Origin of the sequence: Hydrogenimonas cancrithermarum, assembly GCF_030296055.1 — a bacterium.
GTDB classification, from domain to species: Bacteria; Campylobacterota; Campylobacteria; order Campylobacterales; family Hydrogenimonadaceae; genus Hydrogenimonas; species Hydrogenimonas cancrithermarum.
Genome location: NZ_AP027370.1, coordinates 1,400,479 through 1,420,920 on the forward strand (window position 1 = coordinate 1,400,479; position 20,442 = coordinate 1,420,920).

22 protein-coding genes and 1 tRNA gene are annotated in these 20,442 nt (G+C 53.3%); 17 read left to right on the forward strand and 6 right to left on the reverse strand.

Annotated elements, in window-relative coordinates; genetic code table 11:
- The first annotated feature begins 54 nt into the window (after nucleotides 1-54).
- Nucleotides 55-2,655: a M14 family zinc carboxypeptidase gene (locus QUD54_RS07185; protein WP_286336077.1), complete on the forward strand. Its 2,601-nt coding sequence runs from the start codon at nucleotides 55-57 to the stop codon at nucleotides 2,653-2,655.
- On the opposite strand, the gene QUD54_RS07190 is transcribed toward QUD54_RS07185, so the two are convergent.
- Nucleotides 2,624-4,897, reverse strand: a complete 2,274-nt coding sequence (locus QUD54_RS07190; protein WP_286336078.1) for a sensor domain-containing protein — start codon at nucleotides 4,895-4,897, stop codon at nucleotides 2,624-2,626. The genes QUD54_RS07185 and QUD54_RS07190 overlap by 32 nt on opposite strands.
- Before the next feature lie 111 nt (nucleotides 4,898-5,008).
- Between QUD54_RS07190 and QUD54_RS07195 the strand changes: the two genes are divergently transcribed.
- Nucleotides 5,009-5,389: a DoxX family protein gene (locus tag QUD54_RS07195; RefSeq protein ID WP_286336079.1), complete on the forward strand. Its 381-nt coding sequence runs from the start codon at nucleotides 5,009-5,011 to the stop codon at nucleotides 5,387-5,389.
- Between the two features lie 4 nt (nucleotides 5,390-5,393).
- Here QUD54_RS07195 and QUD54_RS07200 read toward each other — a convergent pair whose 3' ends face one another.
- Both QUD54_RS07200 and QUD54_RS07205 read right to left on the reverse strand, forming a co-directional pair.
- Entirely contained in the window at nucleotides 5,394-6,206 is an 813-nt protein-coding gene (locus QUD54_RS07200; protein WP_286336080.1) for an EI24 domain-containing protein, read from the reverse strand.
- Nucleotides 6,184-6,864, reverse strand: coding sequence for a hypothetical protein (locus QUD54_RS07205; protein WP_286336081.1), 681 nt, complete (start codon nucleotides 6,862-6,864; stop codon nucleotides 6,184-6,186). The genes QUD54_RS07200 and QUD54_RS07205 overlap by 23 nt, the downstream gene beginning before the upstream one ends.
- Nucleotides 6,865-6,962: 98 nt before the next feature.
- Here QUD54_RS07205 and QUD54_RS07210 point away from each other — a divergent pair, with 98 nt between their 5' ends.
- From QUD54_RS07210 to QUD54_RS07250, 9 genes are all read left to right on the forward strand, one after another.
- A complete protein-coding gene (locus tag QUD54_RS07210; protein ID WP_286336082.1) occupies nucleotides 6,963-8,576 on the forward strand; it encodes an FAD-dependent oxidoreductase in 1,614 nt (537 codons plus the stop codon).
- Nucleotides 8,573-8,785, forward strand: coding sequence for a hypothetical protein (locus QUD54_RS07215; RefSeq protein ID WP_286336083.1), 213 nt, complete (start codon nucleotides 8,573-8,575; stop codon nucleotides 8,783-8,785). Before QUD54_RS07210 ends, QUD54_RS07215 begins: the two co-directional genes overlap by 4 nt.
- Entirely contained in the window at nucleotides 8,782-9,492 is a 711-nt protein-coding gene (locus QUD54_RS07220) for a succinate dehydrogenase/fumarate reductase iron-sulfur subunit (RefSeq protein WP_286336084.1), read from the forward strand. The genes QUD54_RS07215 and QUD54_RS07220 overlap by 4 nt, the downstream gene beginning before the upstream one ends.
- A complete protein-coding gene (locus QUD54_RS07225) occupies nucleotides 9,492-10,169 on the forward strand; it encodes a Crp/Fnr family transcriptional regulator (protein ID WP_286336085.1) in 678 nt (225 codons plus the stop codon). The genes QUD54_RS07220 and QUD54_RS07225 overlap by 1 nt, the downstream gene beginning before the upstream one ends.
- Entirely contained in the window at nucleotides 10,159-10,980 is an 822-nt protein-coding gene (locus QUD54_RS07230; RefSeq protein ID WP_286336086.1) for a magnesium transporter CorA family protein, read from the forward strand. Before QUD54_RS07225 ends, QUD54_RS07230 begins: the two co-directional genes overlap by 11 nt.
- Nucleotides 10,981-11,101: 121 nt before the next feature.
- Complete coding sequence (locus tag QUD54_RS07235) at nucleotides 11,102-11,986, forward strand: YfdX family protein (protein WP_286336087.1); 885 nt, start codon at nucleotides 11,102-11,104, stop codon at nucleotides 11,984-11,986.
- A 61-nt stretch (nucleotides 11,987-12,047) separates the two neighbouring features.
- Nucleotides 12,048-12,497 (forward strand): DUF1931 family protein, encoded by a 450-nt coding sequence (locus QUD54_RS07240; RefSeq protein ID WP_286336088.1) that lies wholly within the window; start codon nucleotides 12,048-12,050, stop codon nucleotides 12,495-12,497.
- 28 nt (nucleotides 12,498-12,525) lie between these two features.
- Nucleotides 12,526-13,158 carry a peroxiredoxin gene (locus QUD54_RS07245; protein WP_286336089.1) on the forward strand — a complete coding sequence of 211 codons (633 nt, stop codon included), beginning with the start codon at nucleotides 12,526-12,528 and terminating at the stop codon, nucleotides 13,156-13,158.
- Nucleotides 13,159-13,211: 53 nt separating this feature from the next.
- Nucleotides 13,212-14,408: an NAD(P)/FAD-dependent oxidoreductase gene (locus QUD54_RS07250; protein WP_286336090.1), complete on the forward strand. Its 1,197-nt coding sequence runs from the start codon at nucleotides 13,212-13,214 to the stop codon at nucleotides 14,406-14,408.
- Here QUD54_RS07250 and QUD54_RS07255 read toward each other — a convergent pair.
- Nucleotides 14,405-14,968 carry a PAS domain-containing protein gene (locus tag QUD54_RS07255; protein WP_286336091.1) on the reverse strand — a complete coding sequence of 188 codons (564 nt, stop codon included), beginning with the start codon at nucleotides 14,966-14,968 and terminating at the stop codon, nucleotides 14,405-14,407. The genes QUD54_RS07250 and QUD54_RS07255 overlap by 4 nt on opposite strands.
- A 123-nt stretch (nucleotides 14,969-15,091) precedes the next feature.
- Between QUD54_RS07255 and QUD54_RS07260 the strand changes: the two genes are divergently transcribed.
- The 6 genes from QUD54_RS07260 to QUD54_RS07285 are packed head-to-tail and all read left to right on the forward strand — an operon-like array spanning nucleotide 15,092 to nucleotide 19,493.
- The gene (locus QUD54_RS07260) at nucleotides 15,092-15,553 is read left to right on the forward strand and encodes a hypothetical protein (RefSeq protein ID WP_286336092.1); all 462 of its coding nucleotides are present in this window, start codon (nucleotides 15,092-15,094) and stop codon (nucleotides 15,551-15,553) included.
- A gap of 2 nt (nucleotides 15,554-15,555) precedes the next feature.
- On the forward strand, nucleotides 15,556-16,053 hold the full coding sequence (locus QUD54_RS07265) for a YajQ family cyclic di-GMP-binding protein (RefSeq protein ID WP_286336093.1): 498 nt from the start codon (nucleotides 15,556-15,558) through the stop codon (nucleotides 16,051-16,053).
- The gene (locus tag QUD54_RS07270) at nucleotides 16,054-16,359 is read left to right on the forward strand and encodes a hypothetical protein (protein ID WP_286336094.1); all 306 of its coding nucleotides are present in this window, start codon (nucleotides 16,054-16,056) and stop codon (nucleotides 16,357-16,359) included. It begins immediately after the preceding gene.
- 8 nt (nucleotides 16,360-16,367) lie between these two features.
- Nucleotides 16,368-16,685, forward strand: a complete 318-nt coding sequence (locus QUD54_RS07275; protein WP_286336095.1) for a DUF309 domain-containing protein — start codon at nucleotides 16,368-16,370, stop codon at nucleotides 16,683-16,685.
- Nucleotides 16,663-17,949, forward strand: coding sequence for a nitroreductase family protein (locus QUD54_RS07280; protein ID WP_286336096.1), 1,287 nt, complete (start codon nucleotides 16,663-16,665; stop codon nucleotides 17,947-17,949). Before QUD54_RS07275 ends, QUD54_RS07280 begins: the two co-directional genes overlap by 23 nt.
- 41 nt (nucleotides 17,950-17,990) lie before the next feature.
- Complete coding sequence (locus tag QUD54_RS07285; protein ID WP_286336097.1) at nucleotides 17,991-19,493, forward strand: diguanylate cyclase; 1,503 nt, start codon at nucleotides 17,991-17,993, stop codon at nucleotides 19,491-19,493.
- Between the two features lie 14 nt (nucleotides 19,494-19,507).
- On the opposite strand, the gene QUD54_RS07290 is transcribed toward QUD54_RS07285, so the two are convergent.
- Together QUD54_RS07290 and QUD54_RS07295 are read right to left on the reverse strand one after the other, a co-directional pair.
- Nucleotides 19,508-19,585: transfer RNA gene (locus tag QUD54_RS07290), tRNA-Pro, on the reverse strand.
- A gap of 48 nt (nucleotides 19,586-19,633) precedes the next feature.
- The gene (locus QUD54_RS07295; RefSeq protein WP_286336098.1) at nucleotides 19,634-20,323 is read right to left on the reverse strand and encodes a DUF3972 domain-containing protein; all 690 of its coding nucleotides are present in this window, start codon (nucleotides 20,321-20,323) and stop codon (nucleotides 19,634-19,636) included.
- Nucleotides 20,324-20,442: the final 119 nt, after the last annotated feature.

A 20,442-nucleotide genomic window follows, 5' to 3' on the forward strand; every position in this document is an offset into this window, starting at 1 on the left:
CAGCGTTGGCGTTGCCGAAGGAGCCCGTCTTCTTCGGCGTATGTAAGGGATTCAATGAAACAACTCTACCACTCCTACGACGATGCGGTCGCGCTTTTCCGAAATCTGGCCGAGTGCCGACCCGATCTCTTCGCTCTCGAGGTGATCGGCCAGACGTGGGAAAAGCGTGACATCATCGCCGTCACGATCAGCCAAAACGTCGAAAATGCCGATACCAAACCCGCACTCCTTTTCACCGGGACGATCCATGCCCGAGAGTGGATCGGGCTGGAACTGGCGATCGGGTTCGCACAGCACGTGGACCGCAACATCGCCTACGACCATGCGATCCAGGAGGCGTTGCAAAACGCCGCCATCTATATGGTACCATGTGCCAACCCCGACGGATTCGAGTATTCGCGCAACCATTTCTCGTTCTGGCGGAAAAATCGCCGTCAGAATGCCGATGGCAGCTACGGCGTCGATCTCAACAGAAACTTTCCTGTCGGATTCGTCAAAAGCAACAACCCCACCTCCAACATCTACGGCGGGCCGGAACCTTTCAGCGAACCGGAAACCCGTGCATTGCGCGATTTTATAGAGAGCCATCCCAACGTCGCCATCGCACTCGACTACCATTCACAGGGCAACGTCTTTTTCCCCGCCCACGATTTTCGCCATGAAGATACGATCGATACGACCGACATGAACGTGCTCTGTGCCAATATGGCCGAAGAGATCCGAAAGATCAGCGACCGTGAATACGGTATCCATCAGGGGAAGCCGCCGGCGAAGCTGATCAGCGGCAGTGGGCGGGAGTTCTATTACTCCAAGGGGATCGTCGCATCGGTCGTCGAGGTGGGGACACGCAATATCTCCGACTACCTCGACGATATGATCGAGCATATACGAGAGCATATCCCCGCCCTCCTGGCGGCACTCAAAGAGGCACCAAACTACGCCAAAGAGGGGGCGATGCCGCGGCCGGATAACTTTCGGGCGACGTTCGTAGGCGTCGACAATGTCACACTCGAGTGGGAACCCTGCCCCGGCACGCGGGAGGATGATGAGATCTATTTCGAGATCTATCGAAGCCGGCGAGAAAAGTCCTATTGCCGCCCCTTCAATCTGATGGGTTTGACACAGGCGAATCGTTTCGCCGACAGTAATCTGCAAAGCGATACGCCCTACTTCTACCATATCCGTGCCGTCGACAAGGCAAGCGGCCGGAAATCGCCGTTCGCACCCGTGCTCGCGATCCGGACCCATGTCGGTGACGACGAGTTTCACCGCACCTATTTCCCTTGGCCGGAGAGGACGGGTTACGTCGCCGAAAAGCTCAAAGAGAACGCGTCGCATTTTGGTGTCAACTCACTCTTCGTGGGTGTCAACGAGACAAAGGGTGTCAGCTACGCCGTCGTGACGATCCCCCTCAGGACGATCCCGAAAAATGCAGTCATCAAGCGGGCGCGTCTACGCCTTTATCCCCTAAACCGCGTCGGTGTGACGGTCGAGAAGTTCGGTGAATGGGATGTCGGCATCGTCGATCCCGAAAGTATCGGAGACATCACCAAGTTCGAGGATGTCGAGGCGATGAAAATCCGCTCCTATGTCGGTCGGCCGACACCGTCGAACCATCTGACACAGGGGATCTGGCGAAGCTGGGAGTTCAGCGAAGCGGAGTGCCGGGTACTGCAGGAACAGATTGCCGTCGAAGCGGTCACCTTCCGCATCGAAGGTCCGAAAACACTCAATATCGGGCGTACGTCGCAGATGATGCAATGGGACATAGGATATGGAAAATTCGGGGGCGGCCTGGCGTTTCGGCCCCACCTGGAGATCACCTACACGCTCGAGCCCAATCGGATGGAGCTTTTCCCCAGGCAGAGTTTCACGGTACGGGCGGACGGGATCGAAGAGGGGAAAATCGTCAGCGGATTCGATGGTGGCGGCAAAAAGATCTACGCCACGTTCGATTTCGAACTGGGATCGCTTCCAAACTGGGAATTCATGCAGATCACCCGCGCCTATGTGGTTCTCAATCCGGTCAAAGTCTATGCCAAAGAGAACATTCGCTTCCATCTCGAGATGATCGATGCCGATGCCGAACGCGACTACGATGCGATCAAAGCGCGCCGCATTATCGAAAACATCGGCTACGACGTCAGTGTCAACGAGCTCAAGAACCAGGAACAGGTTTTCGTTTTCGACACCTACGCGATTCAGGAGTTCGGCAATCGTTTACGCGACAAGAAGAGCATCGCCTTTTTGTTGCGTCCGAGCAGTGCCCAGAAACTGGTGAAAAATTCGGCCGTCGAGTGGCATTGCGCCCATCCGGAGTTTACACCGAAGCTCGTGATCGAGTATCTGCACAAACGCCGCCGTCCCGTGGCGCCGGTGAGCCATCTGACCTACAAAATCGAAAACGGAAAGATTCGCCTCGGTTGGAAAAATCCCGACGACAAGGACTTCAAAGGAGTTTTCGTCATCAAAAACCCGTTCAGAAAACCGATCTCGCCCTACGACGGCGAGAAGCTCTACGGTGGGCCCGACAACTGGACCTACGACGACTTCGGCGCACTCGATGTGAAAAAGTATTACGCTCTTTTTACCTACGACGACGTTCCCAACTTCAGCGAGCCGGTCATTCTGGAGTATCTGCCGAAAAACCGTTAGCTTCGGGGGTGGCCCCGGTATTGAAATGATGATAAAATCGCTCGAACTCTTTGGCGGGCATCGGTTTGGCGAAGTAGAATCCCTGCACGATGTCGCATCCGCTTTTTTTGACGAACTCGAGCTGCTGTTTCGTCTCGATCCCTTCCGCGACCGTCGCTTTCCCCAGGCTTTTGCCCATCGAAACGATGGCGTTGACGATGGCGCAGTCCTCCTCGCTTTCCGGGATGTTTTTGATGAAAACCCGGTCGATCTTCAGCATATGCACCGGAAGCTTTTTCAGGTAGTAGAGGGAGGAGTAGCCGGTCCCGAAGTCGTCGATCGCCGACTTGATACCGAAACGGTTGAGCAGCGAAATTCCCGCTTCGGCCAGCTCCAGATTTTCCATGATCAACGATTCGGTAATCTCGACATGGAGATATTTCGGATCAATGCCGGAGCGCTTGACACGTTTTAACAGGTCGTGGAAGAACTTCTCGTTTCTGATGATCTGTTTGGGTGAGATGTTGATGGCGACGGGGATGTCGACATCTATCTTTTCGTTTCGCCATACCAGTATCTGCCTGCAGACTTCGTTGATGACCCATTTGCCCACTTTTTCGATGAGGCTCGACTCTTCCAGATGGGGTAGAAAACTGCCCGGCGGCATCATCCCTTTTTGGGGATGGTCCCATCGGATCAGCGCTTCGGCACCGCAGATCCTCATGGTTCGTAGATCGATTTGCGGCTGGTAGAAGAGCGTGAATTCTCCGTTGTGAATCGCTTTGGTCAATTCGTTTTGGTTTTGAATGGAAGCCTGGGTCGTGGTGTTGAGCTCTTTGGAGTAGAAGAGGAACGTATTGCCGCCCTGCTCTTTGGCGTTTTTGAGTGCGGTTTCCGCCGCCGTTCTCAGATCGTCCGAGCTTTTCGCATCTTTCGGAAAGAGCGAAATGCCGAGACTGAGCGTCACATAGAGCTCTTCGCCATCGATGAAGAGAGGATCCGCGCAGATGTCGTTGATGCGTTGAATCAGCTCCAGCAGCTCATGTTCGTTCTTGACATCGAAATAGAGGATGGCGAACTCGTCGCTGTCGTAGCGTGCCAGGATATCTTTTGGGCGAACGAGCAGTTTGAGGTGTTTGGCGACATGCTGGATCACCTTGTCTCCGAAACCGTAGCCGAACGTATTGTTGATCAGTTTGAATTGGTCGATATCGATCAGAATCAGCGCGAAGGCCTCTTTCGTGTAGTGGGAGCTGTAGATCGCCAGGTCGATACGCTCTTTCAGAAAATGGCGGTTCGGAAGCTGTGTCGCCAGGTCGAAACTGCTGATATATTCGAGCTTCTCTTTGTTCTCGAGCATCGTGATGGCGTAGGAGATATCGTCGGCGATCTCTTTGAAAAGGCGTATCTCCTCTTCGGTAAAAGCGTCGAACTCGTCGGAGTAGATCTTCAAGATGGCACGAATCTCCTTTCCGTGGTAGAGCGGAATGCCCACATTCTCCTTGTCGTGCCAGATCGGAACGGTGAGCTTTTGGTGCAAGAAGCCGGTTTCTCTCTTTTCCGACAGGCTGATATGGCCTTTTTGCTTGAGGTCGTCCACGAGGCTGGCGATATCCTCTTTGGCGAAATTGAGAAGATTCTGTTCGACGTTCCTGTAATAAAACGCGACATCGTGGTAGGCGGCCGGCGTGATGCGCTCTTCGTCTTCGATCTCTCCGATCCATGCGAACTTGAAACCGCCCTCTTCGACGATGATGCGGCAGATGGCTTCGTAGAGTTCGTTTTTCGTTCTCGATCGGACGATCTGTTCGTTGACCGAGATCAGAACGCGGTAGAGGCGGTTGAGGCGATAGAGCTTTTTTTGGATGGAGAGCCTCTCCTGGATATCCCGCATGAGCATGAGAATATAGAGCTCTTCACCTATGACGAATTTCGAAAAGGTCACTTCGACGGGAATCTTTTCTCCGTTTTTCGTCAAGAGATAGATTTCCGGAAGGAGCCCCTCTTCCTCTTTCGAGATGGCTCGCAGCGCTTTGTGGACGATTTTTCTGAATTCAGGGGGATGGAGAGTGAAGAGTTCCTTTCCCCTCAGCTCTTTGGCATCGTAACCGGTTATCTTCTCGAGACGGGGATTGACTTCGTCGATGATGAAATCCTTCGCCCTGACGATGAGCAGTGCATCGTGCATGGCGCGAATGATCTTCAGATATTTCTGATTCAACTGTGCTAAACGTTCTTTTTCCGTTCCGGCAGGATCTGGCATTTCGATTCTTTCGGTTTTTTTATGAAATTCTGTATAGTATAACATTTTTGAAAAACGGATTGGCAATCATGCGGTTGTAGTATGATGAAAAATGTGTCGAAAGGTTGAACGATGATGGTCGAATGGGGAAAATTTTTGCTGCGGTTGGCGATCGGCGGATTGCTGCTTTTTCATGGAATTCATAAAATTATCCACGGCATCGGCGGGGTTCAGGCGATGCTTGCGGCACACTCGCTTCCGGCATGGATCGGTTACGGTGTCTATGTCGGCGAGGTGCTGGCACCCGTCGCGCTTATCGTCGGCTTGCGTCCGCGTATCGCAGCGCTGGTGATCGCTTTCAACATGGCTGCCGCCATCGCCCTGGCGTATGGGGGAAAACTCTTCGCGCTGGGTATGCACGGCGGCTGGATTGTCGAGACGCCGCTTCTCTATTTCGCGGGTGCACTCGCCATCGCGATGATCGGGGGCGGAAGAATCGGCCTGAAGTGGTGAGGGGCTATGCGACGGTGACGCGTGAGCCTCTCAGCCTCGAGGCTTCCTGGAAAAACTGATGGGCAAGGACGATGACGAAAAAGACCTGTCCCAGGACTCCCACACCGGGAATGAGGGAGAGCAGGTAGAGGATGAATGTCGTCGTCACGATGCGCCATTTCGCTTTTTTGAATAGACTCTGCATCTCCTCTTTGTCGAAAATCTCCCCTGCCACGTCGCGTGTCAGCAGGGTGTGGAAGAGATAATAGAAAGGGGCGTTGACGGCAACGAGGTTGACCAGCGGGATGAAATAAAACGGCAACGAGACGAAGAAAAAGAGCAGGAAGAGCGCGAACCGTCCCAGCATGAAAAGGATGTAGTCCCACATGGGTACGGTCGCCTTCCGTTCGATGTCGGGGTAGTGGCGTCTTTGTATCTCCGCGACGATATAGGGGGTGAAGAAGCCGACGATAACGACGGCGAGAATCACCGAGACGAGCACGGCGAAACCGCCGCCGACGATGTAGAAGAGTGCGCCGGCGACCGCTTTGAAGATGAAGCTTCCCAAAATCGTCGCCATGATCGGGTACTCTTTGGCGAACTGCGCCAGCTCGTTCTGTGCCTGGGCGGCGTCGGGATTCTGCGCCGCCTGCGCCGCGACACTCAGCATGTCGAAAAACTCTCCCGAGAGGTAGTAGAGGAAGCCGAACGCCAGCACCATCGTGATGATGAAGGGGGCGGTGCTCAGCACCAAAAATTTGGTCGTGAAAAAGTCGGAGACCGCTTTGGTGAAGAGCGCCCCTTCGGTGTAGCCACTATTTGGCCGGTTTGTCGTCATGGTCGCTCTCCTGTGGTTCGACGATGATGGTTCCATCGTCGTTTTTCTCCTCGATGAGGTGCTGCGGCTCCTCCTCCGGCGTATGCGGTTTCGTACCTCCGACCGGGCCGTGAAGCGCTTCGATCAGCTTCGTCTTCTGTTCGATCCCCAGATCCTGCGAGGCGACGGTGTCGAGGATCTTTTCGGCGATCTTGACACGCGCTTCGTTCTCTTTTTGATGGAAATACTTTTTAAGATTGTCCTCGTAGGCGCGCAGTTTGTCTTTACGCCGTTTGTCGAAGTACCACAGTAGGGCCGCTCCCAGAAGCAAGAGCAGAAGGATCCCGCCGATCAGTGCATAGCGCTGCATCGCCTGTTCGTGCTCCAGTGCCAGCAGCCGCTCTTTCTCTCTCAGCAGTTCGAGCTCCTTCCTCTTCTCCAGTTCCAGCTGCTTTAGCCGTGTTTCGCCGGTTATCTTTTCGAGCTCGATACGCTTTTTCGCTTCGATCTCGGCAAGCTCTTTTTGGGTTTTGAGCTCCTCGTCGCTGACGAAGGTGCGATATTTGGTCCGTTTCTCTTTCGCTGTCTCTTTGACGTCGAAACCGCCGTTTTGAGTCTGTTCGCCTGTGCATCCTATCAAAATCGCGGCCAAAAAAATAGAACATAAGAGTTTCGTCATTCTCCATGCCTCATCATTGTTTTTTATATAGTATAGCATAGGGTCTTGCTATAATTGCTCCAGAATTCATCTGACAAATATATGGGACAGGATTGCGAATGATCGACATATTGATAATCGGAGGCGGCGGGGCCGGGCTTTCGGCCGCGCTCGCCGCGCACGAGGAGGGAATGAAGGTTGCGGTACTTGGCAAAACGTACCCGACCCGCTCGCAGACTTCGATGGCGCAGGGCGGCATCAACGCGGCGTTGGGCAATGTGGGCCCCGACAGTCTGGAGGCGCATATCGCCGATACGCTGAAATCTGCCCACACGCTGGGTGACGAGGCGATGATCCGAAGGCTTTGCGAGAAAGCGCCGGAGGCGATCGCGTGGCTCGATGAACTCGGTACTCCTTTCAGCCGTCTCGAGGACGGCAGGGTGGCACAGCGAAGGCTCGGCGGTGCCAGCGGCAAGCGCGCGTGCTACGCCCAGGACTATACGGGGCTCAAAATTCTCCATACGCTTCATGACGCGGCGTTGAAAGCCGATATCGAATTTCTCGGCGAACATTTCCTGCTCAACTTCATCGTCGAAGAGAACCGTGTTCTTGGCGTGACCGCGATCGAGATGAAGAGCGGGGAGGTAAAGGCGATCGGTGCCAAAAGCGTCGTCGTCGCCAGCGGTGGCTACAGTGGGCTTTACCGCGGGTTTACGACCAATTCGACGGCGACGACGGGCGACGGTGTCGCGGCGGCGATCCGCGCCGGATGTGTGCTGAGCGATATGGAATTCGTGCAGTTTCATCCGACGGCGCTGAAGGGCAGCGGTATACTGATAAGCGAGAGTGCACGGGGTGCGGGCGGCAAGCTGCTCAACGGCAAAGGAGAGCGTTTCGTCGACGAGTTGAAGCCCCGTGACGAGGTGGCAAAAGCGATCTGGGAGCAGCTCGAGAGCGGCGAAGAGGTCTTTTTGGATATTCGCCATCTCGGTGAAGCTTTCATCGAGGAGAATCTTCCGCAGGAGCGCAAACTCGCCAGGCTCTACGAAGGCGTCGACCCCATGAGCGACCTCATCCCGATCAAGCCTGTGGCCCATTATACGATGGGTGGCATCGAAGTCGACCGCAACCATATGACGAAGGTGGAGGGACTCTTCGCCGCCGGCGAATGTGCCAACGCCTATGTCCACGGCGCCAATCGGCTGGGCGGCAATTCGTTGCTCGAAACGGTCGTCTTCGGGCGCGAAGCCGGTGAGAACGCGGCGAAATTCGCACGCGAAAACGGCGAAGTGGCACCGAAATCGAGCGAACAGTTCGAAAAAGACAGAAACTTCGTCGCGGCGATTCCTCACTTCACGAACCAGATCGACTTTTACGAGAAGCGGGAGTTTATGGGCAAGATATTCTACCGCAACGTCGGAATCGTCCGCAACGAGATGGGGCTCAAAGGGGTGTTGGCCGTGATCCGCCAGATGCAGAAAGAGCTGCCGTTCATGGGCATTGCCGACAAAAGCAAAGAGTACAACACCAATCTGCTGGAGTTCATCGAGTTCGGCAACATGGTCGAGCTGGCCGAAGTGGTGCTGGTGGGCGCCATCAGCCGAAACGAATCGCGCGGGGCGCACCAGCGGGAGGATTTTCCGCGTGAAGACGACGAGAAATTCGGCGGTGTGCACTCGCTTTCGTGGAAAGAACAGGGTGTACTGTGTAACGAATTCGAAGGAATGGCATGATGGAGGATGGAGCGTTGAGAATGGAGAATGGAAAAGAGGGGGTGTTGACGGCCGAAAAGCTGGAGAGAGAGCTGGATGAAGCCCAGAGGAAGCTCGAAGAGGTCGAAAAACTGATCGAAACGGTCGAAAAAGAGCTTCAGCCGTGGGAAGAGGAGTATGAAACGGGCGGCAACTGCTGTGAAGATTTCGATGACGAGGAGAATGGATGATAAAGATTTCTATCAAACGCTACCATGCGACCCGGCAGCCGCCGGAAATGGTACAGGAGTGGGAAGTCGAAGAGGGGATGACGCTGCTCGAGGCACTCAGTTTCATCAAGGAGAAGAGAGATCCGACGCTCAGTTTCCGCTTGGGTTGCCGAAGCAGTGTCTGCGGCAGCTGTGCCGTCCGCGTCAACGGCCGGGAAGTCTTGGCATGTGCCTACAAGCCCAAAAACGGCGATGTCGTGGAGCCGCTTCGTTTCTCTCCCGTGATCAAAGACCTCATCGTCGATCAGGACGAAAGCTTCGCGACGTTGAAGCGGGCGAAGGCATGGCTCGAAGTTCCAAACCCCGAAGCCGTCGTCACTCCCGAAGAGGAGAAGCGTACCGAAGTGCAGAGCGACTGCATTCTCTGCGGCGCCTGCTACAGTGCCTGCCCGGTCTATGAAACCGACCCCGCATTTCTCGGGCCCTTCGCCTTGACACGCGACTGGCGATACGTCGCCGACCCGCGCGAAGAGGATGCAAAGAGCAAGATCGATACGATCCAGCGAAACGGTGTCTGGGACTGTACGCTCTGTGGCGAGTGTACGGCGGCCTGCCCACAGGGAATCGACCCCAAATCCGATATCCTGATGCTTCGGGCCAAAAGTACGCAGATGGGCCATATGGATCCCAATATGGGCAGCTTCGGCAGCTTCGGACTGGATTTTTGATGTTGCATCTGACGAAACTCGAACCCTTCGAGGGGCTCGGTGGCCAGCTGATCGACGAAATCAACCGTATCGGCGTAATACGGGAGTACCGGAAAGGTTTCCCGGCGATGGATCCGGACGATACCCTTCGCCACTTTTACATCATTATCGAAGGGCGTATCAAGGTTTACCGGTACAATCCCGAGACCAATCGGGAACAGACCCTCTACCTTCTGGGGCCGCACGATATGTTCGACGTGTTGACAGTGCTCGACGGCAAGCGCCATGACGTGATGACCGAGGCGCTCGACGATGTCAAGGCGCTCGAACTGCCGATCGAAAAAGTGCGGGAGTGGCTTGAAACCAACCCCGCTTTCAATCGTGCCTTTTTCCCCTATATGGCCAAGCAGATGCGCCAGGTCGAGGAGCTGGCGTCCGACCTGTCGCTCTACGACACCTCGACACGCCTGATGAAGCTGATATTGAAAAACCTCGATCTCAAAAATCCCGTCAAACCCCTGGGGCTTTTGCAAAACCTGCCACATGAAGAGATCGCCTCGATGATCGGGACCGTTCGCCATGTCGTCAACCGGCATCTTCAGCAACTCAAGCGAGAGGGCATTCTGAACATCGAACGGAAAAAACTGGCGGTCAACGATGTGAAAAAGCTCCTGGAGAAGGTTGAAAATGAGTATTGAGCTGAACAGGGAAGAGATCGACAAACTTCTGCTCGAAGATATAGAAAATGCCACCCACCCTTCGGAGTTCGAGCTTGGCGACGACTATGCCGTACTGATTTTGAGGCTCCCCGAGACAGGCCCCGAGGGCTTGCAGGTCACCTCTTACGCTTTCGTCATCAGGGAGGGGCGCTGTTTTCGCTTCGACCGCAGTGCCGAAAAGCTCGAATCGGCCGGATCGTTGCAGGAGCTGCATCGGTTTCTGGATCGAAAGACGGACCGTATGCTCAAAGATATCCAGCACTACCACTACGAGATCGAAATGCTTGAAGAGAGCCTCTACGACGGAGCGTTCTCTTCCAACTTCATGCAGAAATGGCTGGCATACAAAAAGGATGTTTCGCTCATCCACCGCTTGATGTTCCACGCATCGCTGGCCTTTGAACGCTTCGTCCGTCACCATAGAAAACGGGAAGATTTCGAAGATCTCGCCTACGCCGACCTTTCCGAGCATATGGGGCGTATCCGTGATCTCGCCAAATCGGCGATCGAAAAGCTCGACAATCTCTACGACTTCTACCGTGCCAAGGTCGACGAGCGGATGAATCGTAATATGTACTGGCTTACGATGATCTCCGCCATTTTTCTTCCGTTGACACTCGTGACCGGTGTTTTCGGGATGAATACCGGAGGGCTCCCCTATACGGATGACCCCCACGGTACGATGAAGGTCATGGCTATCTCCCTTGTGCTCGAAATCCTCTTTCTAGCGCCTTTCTTGCTCCTCAATATGAAAAAAACGGAAAAATTTCGCATCAAATTGAAAAAATGATACTTGAGTCGCAGAACAGTATGATGGTTTTGGACTAAAATTCCTTCAGTGAAACACTATAAAAGTATCGTGTTCAAACGGATCTATTTGAACATGGTATCCGAAACCGAAGGAGTCCAAAATGAAGAGAGTATTGTCGGTTCTGGCTCTCACAGCGCTGCTGTGCGGAACACCGGTAATGGCGAAGAGCTCTGCGGAAGTGCGTGCGGGTGCAGTCGAGAGTGCCAAAGCCGCAGTGCACGATAAGCAGCTGGAAGTGGTGAAAGAGGCGGTGGAAGCCGTGTTGTTGACGCAGAAAGTTCTGGAAGATCTCGATAAAAAAGATACCGAAGCGGCCAAGAAGGGTCTTGAAAAAGCGATCGGAAAACTGGAAGTGGTGCTGGCGCACGAGAACGCTCCGGTTTTGCTTCCGATCGACTCCACCATGACGGCGACCGAGTACCTCGGCGATCTGGGGAGTGTCGAAGAGACACTCGATTCGGTCAAGAAGCTGCTGGCTGTCGGAAAGGTGCAGGAGGCGCGGCGCCTGCTCGATACGTTGCAAAGCGAAATCGACATCGTCACCCTCAATCTTCCACTCGTTTCGTATCCTCAGGCGCTGAAGCTGGCAGCGAAATATCTTGCCGACGGAAAAATGGAAGAGGCCGGCGATATACTCGAGATGGCGTTGAGGACACTGGTTCGAGACGAGATCGTCATTCCGCTGCCGCCGCTCAAGGCCGAAGCGCTGATCGAAGCGGCGAGAAAGAGCGCAAAGTTTGACAAAAAGCAGGCGCTGAAGCATCTCGAAGCGGCACGTGAAGAGCTGAAGATCGCAAAAGCGTTGGGGTATACGAGCGCGAGCGATACGACCTATAAAGCGCTCGACGAAGAGATCGAAAGAGTCGAAAAAGAGATCAAAGGCAAGAACGAGGCCGGAAAACTGTTCGAAAAGCTGATCGGAAAACTCAAAGATTTCAAAGAGAAATCGGTCAAAAAGATCCATACCGAAAAGAGCGAGAAATGACATTTCCCGCTTTGCGGTTCGACGAAAAAAGAAAAAAAGAAGTCTAGAAGGAGCGAAAAAGATGAAAACGGAAGGTGCGTATAAAATCGAGCTGCTGTTCAAAAAAGCGGCCGGACTGAGACTGGCGAAGAACAAAGTCCAAGAGATCGAGGAGAAGATCGACCGGAAACTCTACGATATGCTTACCGTCGCGGAAGCCAATGCAGGTTATAATAACCGTGATGTCATCTGGCTAAGCGACATGCCGCTGACCAAGGCGATGAGAGAATCGATGCAGAAGTTCGCCGAGTTGGAAGAGGCGCTGGAATTGCAGCCGATTCTCGATCGTCTGGCGATCCATCCGCCGATCAAGTACGAGATGGAGGCGGAGCTCGAAAAGAGGCTTCCGGAGATCGTCGGAACGCTGATCTATGTGCTGGCGAAGATCACCAAAGCGTTTTCGCCCGACGACAATGCCGTCGCCGAAGACGAATTGAAAAAAGCGATGCGCATTCTCGATCTGATGATCTAACGAATCCCAACTATGAAGGAGGTACGACATGTCTATGCCATTGCTCGGAGAAAGATTTCCAACCATCGAGGTTCAGACAACGCACGGGCCGATGACCTTTCCGGATGACCTGAACGGGAAGTGGACGGTCCTTTTCAGCCATCCTGCCGACTTTACACCGGTCTGTACGACCGAGTTCGTATCGTTCCAGAAACATAAAGAGCGGTTCGACGCGCTGAATTGCCAGCTCGTCGGCCTTTCCGTCGACCAGGTTTTCAGCCATATCAAGTGGGTGGACTGGATCAAAGAGAGACTGGATGTCGAGATCACGTTCCCGATTATCGCGGCCAACGACCGCATCGCGGAAGCACTCGGGATGCTGCATCCCGCCAAGGGGAGCAACACGGTTCGTGCGGTCTTCATCATCGATCCGGATGGTGTGACGCGAACGATCCTCTACTATCCGCAGGAGATCGGGCGCAACGTCGACGAGATCGTCCGTGCCGTCAAAGCGCTGCAAAAGAGCGATGCCGATGGCGTCGCCACGCCGGCCAACTGGCCCGAAAACGAGCTGATCGGCGATCACGTCATTATCCCGCCCGCCACCGATATCGAGACGGCCGAAGCGCGCCGTAAAACCTACGAATGTTACGATTGGTGGTTCTGCCACAAAACGCCGTAACCGTCCGAGAAAAAACTCCGGTATAATAGAATCAAAAATACCGGAGGCGTACCATGCACCACGTCGTAATCGTCGGAGGCAGCTACGGCGGCCTTCGCGCCCTCAAAGAGCTTTCGAAACATCCACATATCCGCATTACCGTCATCGACAGGCATCCGTACCACTTTCTGCAGACTGAAGGGTACGACCTCATCGCCGGCAAAACACCTTTCGACGAGACGATCATCGGGCTTCGTTCGCTCTGTGCCGGTTTTGGAGACAATGTCACGTTTATGCATGCCGTCGCCGAAAAACTGGAGCCCGAAAACCACCGCCTCATCTGTGAAGATGGCCAGGTCGTGGAGTATGACTATATCGTCATTGCAGCAGGTGCCATCACACGTTTTTTCGAGAGCGTGGAGGGATTGAGAAGCTGTTCATACGGTGTCAAGAGCCTCCGTGCCGCCTTCAAGCTCAAACAGTTTTTCGAAGCCGAGCTCTACAAACGCCTGGAAAGCGCCAAAGAGGCAAAAGAGAAGTACAGTATTCTGGTAGGAGGGGCAGGTCTTTCGGGTGTCGAAATCGCAGCGGAGATGCAGGCTTTTTTCAACCGCTACTATCGCTCCAACGCATTGGCGTGCGGCCAGCTTCAAATCCATCTGGCGGGCGGGGCCCTTTTGCACGGTATGCATCCGAGCATCGTCAAACGGACACGGAGGCGTCTGCGGGAGCTTGGGGTTGTCGCACATATCGGCGCGCATATTGCCCGTGTCGAAGAGCGGCGGGCCTATCTGGAAAACGGCGAAACGATCGATTTCGATTTCATGATCTTCACGGGCGGTATCATGGCGGCACCCTTCGTCCAGTCACTCCCTTTCAAGAAAAACCGGATCGGGCAGGTCGAAGTCGATGCCTATCTGCGTCCCGAGGGTGTCGAGAATGTCTTTGTCGTGGGCGATGCGGCGGACCTGAAGGACCGGAAAGGAAAACCTGTCCCTCCCACCGCGCAGAGTGCGGAGCAAAGCGGTACGACAGCAGGCCGTAACATCGTCGCTCTGTTGAGTGGCGAAGAGCTGGAGAGAGTCGACATTCGGCTGAGAGGGCTCGCCATCGCCCTCGGCGGCCGCTTCGCGATTATCGATACAGGATGGTTGCGCATCTACGGTGTGCCGGCATACCTGGGCAAGAAAGCGATCGAAAAGTTCTACAAATGGCCTTTGCGCCTCAGGGCGAAAAAAGGGTTCAAAAAGCTCGGTATCTGCAAAGGTTAACCGAACATCTTCTTCATCAGCTTGAAAAAGGCTTTGAAGAGCCCTTTGTTGCCGATGAGATCGTTGACGAATTCGTCGTATGTGACACCGCGTTCTTCGAGATAGCCGCGAAGATATTTTTCGGAGGCTTCCATGCCTCCCACCGCTTCGATCTCGATCAGCTTTTCATAGATCGGCTCGATCGCTTTGACGGCCTCTTTGGGCGCGGCTTTTCGGAATGCCGTATATCCGGTGATCTCATTGGTAAGCGGGTCGACTTTCGTTTCGAACTCCGTGACGACCCAGTAATAGCGGCCGTCTTTGGCGAGATTCTTGACGATGGCGAAAATATTCTCTCTGTTCCTGATGCGGTCCCACATCATTTTGAAGACGATTCTGGGCATATCCGGATGACGGATGATGTTGTGCGGCTGGCCGATGAGTTCGGACTCCTTGTATCCGCTGATCTGAACGAAGTAGTCGTTACCGTACTCGATAACGCCTTTTGTATCCGTTTTGCTGACGATATAGCGCTTGGGATCGAGCGTGATCTCTTCATCGATCGGAGTGGGTCGTGCCATGATAAATACCTTGTGGTTAAAAATGTTCAATTTTGTAAAAACGCCCTATTTTTCGGGCTTTTATTATACCTAATTTAATCAAAAACAGATTACAATTTGTTTAAGAAAACGGGAGATCGAAAGATGAAAAAAGAGGATGCGGTAAAACATATCGAGGCGGCGATCACGGCACACGAGAGACAGTTGAAAACGAGCCGCTTCATGGCCTACGGAATGAAAGTCGACGAGAAGGATGCGGCCTTGCATGAAAAGGTGTGCAGTTTCGGTGCATGGCTTTATGAAAATATCGAATGGCTGAAACGTTTTTTCGGGGCTTCCACGATCGAGGAGATTGAAAAACTTCACTCGCTGTGGCATAATGAAAACCGAAAGATTTACGATCTTTATCTGAAAAAGAACACGAAGGGGTTGCTTGGAAAACTCTTCGGGCCCTCTGGAATCGAGAAGGGGGATATCGACCGGGCCAAAGCCTATTATGCCGATCTGAAGAGTGTTTCCGACGCGCTGCTCAAGCGGATGAAAGTACTGCTGGTGCGTGCGAAATCGAGGCCCGAAAGCGATTATGAAAAGATAGAGGAGAAGTAGAGATGGCAAAAGAGCACAGTTTCGACATTTCGGCCAAAGCCGATATGCAAGAGATCAAAAACGCGACTCAGCAGGCACAGAAGGAGGCGGAGAACCGCTATGACTTCAAAGGGATCGCCAAGGAGATCGACCTGAACGAAAAGGCGAAGACGATTACGGTTACGAGTTCCAGCGACAACAAACTCGATGCGTTGATCGACATCCTGATCGGAAAGATCATCAAGCGGGGGCTCTCGCCGAAGACACTCAAAGAGACGGCCCGCGAAGATGCCAGTGGCGGAACGCGCCGGGCGGTTTTCACCATCGTCGACGCGATCGGCAAAGATGACGCCAAACGAATCGTCAAAGAGATCAAGGGGATGAAGCTGAAAGTACAGGCTTCGATCCAGGGTGACGAGATCCGTGTCAGCGGCAAGTCGCTGGACGATCTGCAGGCGGTGATGGCGCACCTCAAATCGCTCGATTTCGACTTCCCGATCAACTTCGGAAACTACCGCTAAGTGGCCGAATTCAAGGATGAGTGGACGCAGGAGGAGTTCCTGCGGGCCAAAAAGGAGCTGGAAGCACAGGGACGGCAGGTATTGCTGGTCGATACGATCGCCAAGCCGATCGAGGGCGTGGAAACCCTGCTCTACAATCCCTACGAGCTGAAAGAGTACCCTGAAGGGACGGTGCTTCTCTTTTACTGTGACACAGGCAAAGAGACTAAAGAGCGTTTGCCAGAGTTTCGCAAGAGATTTCCCGATAAAATCTGCATATCGTTGCGCGGCGGCCGCGGCTACTGGCGCAAGACACTACGCATATAGGGGAAACGATGGGGGAGGCATGTCAAACGTTCGTGCAACTGATCGAAGCGGGCGACTACTACGAAGCACACGAAGCGCTCGAAGAGATTTGGTATCCGAAGCGGTTTGAAAAAGATAACGAAATTTCGTTGATCAAAGGGTTCATCAATGCATCCGTAGCGTTCGAACTGGTCAAAAAGGGACGGATGGAACCTGCCAGAAAGACATGGAAGGTCTACCTGAAGTATCGTACGCTGATCGAATGTGTCGAGTCTGAGCATCTGCCGCTCTATCGGAAGGTCGACGCGCTTTTGGAGCAGAAATATGAACAACTGTTCGGGGCGTGAATATCACGAGGCGACGAAGCACTCCTGGATTTCTGTCCGCCAAAACCCCAACAGGCTCGATTGGGAGCGTCAGCCCGCATTGATGAAGCTCTACCCTTCGGAGCTTCCGCGGATCGAACTTTCAAAAAACTTTCCTTCCCACACACTGATTTACCATATTGGCGGCATAACCGCAAAAAAGAGCTATCCGGGCGTCGAGTACTATCTGCGTACCAACCCGAGTGCCGGGGCGCTCTACCCGAACGAAATCTATTTTCAGGCGCGGGATGTCGAAGGGTTCGACGATGGCATCTACCATTTCGAGGTGGGAAGTTCATCGGCGGTTCTGCTTCAGCCGTTGGAAGAGAAGACGGGGCTCGAGCCGCTTTTGAAGCTCTCCTCCCGGATGAAAGGGTTGCTCTTTTTTGTGAGTTCGCCGTGGTACCGCTCGGCCTGGAAATACAAAAACCGCGCCTACCGCTACACGCTTCTCGATGCCGGCCATCTTCTCGGTACGATCGAAGCGGGAAGCTACCTCTACGAACACGCCTACCGCATCGCCTACGATATCGATTTGGAAGGATTGAACCGCTTTTTCGGTTTCGGTCCCGAAGAGTTCTTTCTCTCCGCCGCGATCGTCGCCGTACCGGATAGGGGCAAAGAGGTGTCGTTGCCCGCATCGACGCTCGTTCAGAGCGATCCGACAGGTGTCTTCGAACCCAATTCGGTGATCGAACGGGCCTATCGGGATACGCTGCGTCTGAAGGCGTGCCGAAAAGCGGCGCGTTTTCCACATTTTACCTTTCACAAAGAGGCGTGGGAAGAGACGATTCTGCGCCGCCGATCGATTCGGGAGTTCGCGAAGCGGCCGATCACGAAAGCGCAGTTTGAAGCGATCATGGAGATCGTCGATCAGCCGATACCGAGCGACTGCGACGAACCGCTTCAAATCTACGCGGTGATCAATCGTGTCGAGGGGATGCCTTTGGGCGTTTGGCATCGCGGCGAAATGGTCAAAATCGGCGACTTCTCCAAAAAAGCGGGCTACCTCTGTCTCGAGCAGCGGCTCGGCAGCGAAAGTGCCGTCACCTTTTTCATACTGTCGGATGGATGCAACTATCGTGCACTCTATCAAAAGGCGGGAGTCGTGGGCCATCGCCTCTATCTCGCCTCGGGCTACCTCGGGATCGGATGCAGTGGGATCGGTGCCTACTACGACGACGATGTCGCAGCGTTCTTGCAGAGCGATGCGATGGTTCTCTATGCCCTGGCCATCGGTAGATAAGAAATTTTGTTCTTTTTTCGGCAACGTGCTACAATTGTGCCATGACATTGGATAACAAAAACCTATGGCCGCTGACGCTTTTGAAGTTGATGATGGTCGTATTGACGGGAATTGTCGTATATACCGGTATCGAGTATTATAAGCAAAGAGAGCTCGAAGGCGTCGCCAGGCGGGCACAGGAGAATCAGCAGCGGCTGATTTCACTGGAGCTGGAAACGTTCAAGACGACATCCGACATCGTCGCGACATTGATGTTCGACGATACGACACGGCAGCTGCTTTACGATGCGACGCACGGGGGTGACGAAGAGAAGATTCGCAGGACGCTCTATCGACGCTATGCGCCGATCTACAAGAAACTTGCAGATTACAAACTGCGCCATTTCCAGTTCCATCTGCCGGACGGCCGCTCTTTTTTGCGTATTCACAAAGCGGATGTTTATGGAGATTCGCTTCTGGAAATCAGGCCGTCGATCGCGAAGATCGTCAAAACCCATAAACCTCTGTACGGTTTCGAGACCGGACGCTACCTGGAAGCTTACCGGGCGATCTATCCGCTCTTCTATCGTGGAAACTACGTTGGAAGTGTCGAACTCTCCTTTACGTTCGATGTCATGAAACGTATGCTCGAACGGATCCATCGAGGTTCGACGCAATACTATCTGATCCTCGATTTCAAAGAGCTCAAAAAAGTGGTCGACTGGAAACGCCTGCACGCTTACCGCCGATGCTTCATCGACCCGGACTTCGTCATAAACGAGAAGTGTGCACAGACGTGCCGAAAATTGAAATCGATCGGTTTCAAGACCGACCTCTCTTCCTATCGCGAATTTTCCAAAATCGTGCAGGGGCCGGACCGATATTTCTACATACTCAGTTTTCTGCCGCTCAGGATGATCGACGGACATCCGGGCGGCTACTATATCGTGATCCAGAAAGATACGGGTGCGGTCGCGGGGGTCGTTTCGGGTGCGCGGATCGCCCTGATCGCCCTGGCTCTGGCCGTACTTGTTGCGATACTGCTTATCGTGATGCTCCATATTTACAGGATCAAAGCCCGTGCGGCCGAATTGGACGCACTCACGGGGGCTTACAACCGGCGTGGTTGTCTGCGCAGACTCGGCAACAACGGAAAACGCTACGCTCTTCTGTTCGTCGATATCGACCATTTCAAACAGATCAACGATACATACGGGCATGATGTAGGCGACGAAGTGCTCAAGACGGTGGCACGGATCATGGCCACACATATCCGGCGTGAGGATGTCCTGTGCCGTTACGGAGGGGAAGAGTTTCTGGTTTTCGTGAGCAACGCATCGCAGGATCAGGCACGGATGATCGCCGAAAAGCTTCGTAAGCATATCCAGATCCATCGATTCGACGGGGTGGAAAATGTCACCGTAAGCATCGGCATCGCGATTCGGCGCCGAAACGAGTCGATCGGTTCGCTGATCGCAAGAGCGGACAAAAATCTATACAAAGCGAAAAACGAAGGCCGCAACAGGGTGAGTTCGGATGAAGATGAAGGTCTGAAAAAAGATTGAACGGAAGTTTATAATGGTCGGAGTGGCGGGATTTGAACCCGCGGCCTCTACCACCCCAAGGTAGCACGCTAACCAGGCTGCGCCACACCCCGACATCGATGGAGTGCAATTATACCAAAATTGGGATTTCTTTCAAGGGATCACTCCAAAATATCTTCGTAAAAGTCGTAACAGGAGATATAGTAGATGCCATTTTGCTTTTTGATGCGTTTGTCTCCCTTCTTATAGGCTTTCTTGAACCGTTTGACAACCTGTTTGGCTTTGTTGTAGTTGTACTGTTGTCGTTGAATCAGGTCGCCTAGGGGAATCCAGCACTCATCTTCACTCTTTTGCTCGTTTCTCTTCTCTTTGGTATTTTTTTCGCTTTTTTTCGCTTTTTCCGGTTTGGCCTCTTCTTCCGGTTCGACGTCGATGTGCGGCCTTTTTTCTTCATCTTCGTTTGGCTTTACATGTGTCAACTGGTAATTGTTTTGATAAATCGTTTTCATCTCATGAAACGCCTGCTTGAGAAGTGTGATCTCCTGCTGCAGTGTTTGCGTGATCTGTGCGTTCGCCTCTTTGAGATCTTCGATGGATGCTTTCAAAACCTCTATGGTTTCGTCTTTGGCCTTGAGAATCTCCCGGTATTCGTCGATGAGTGAAACATGTTCTATCTTCTCTTCCTGACCAGGTTTGTCAACATCTTGTTCTATATCCGATGCGACGATGACATAGTATCGCCCGTCGATCTTTCTTGACGGCAGTGTGCCGCGTTTGATCTTCGCATAGACACTCTGCCTCGAAAGACCGTGCATCTTGGCGTATTCCGAGGGCTTGACAAGTTGTTGCATATTGACACCCTATTGTTGACATTTTCTTTTCATTATACCAAAAAGAGAAGATCCATCACCCGAAGTATGTCATTTCGTATAGAAGGGTTCTGTACAGAATGTGACAGGTGAAGAAAAAT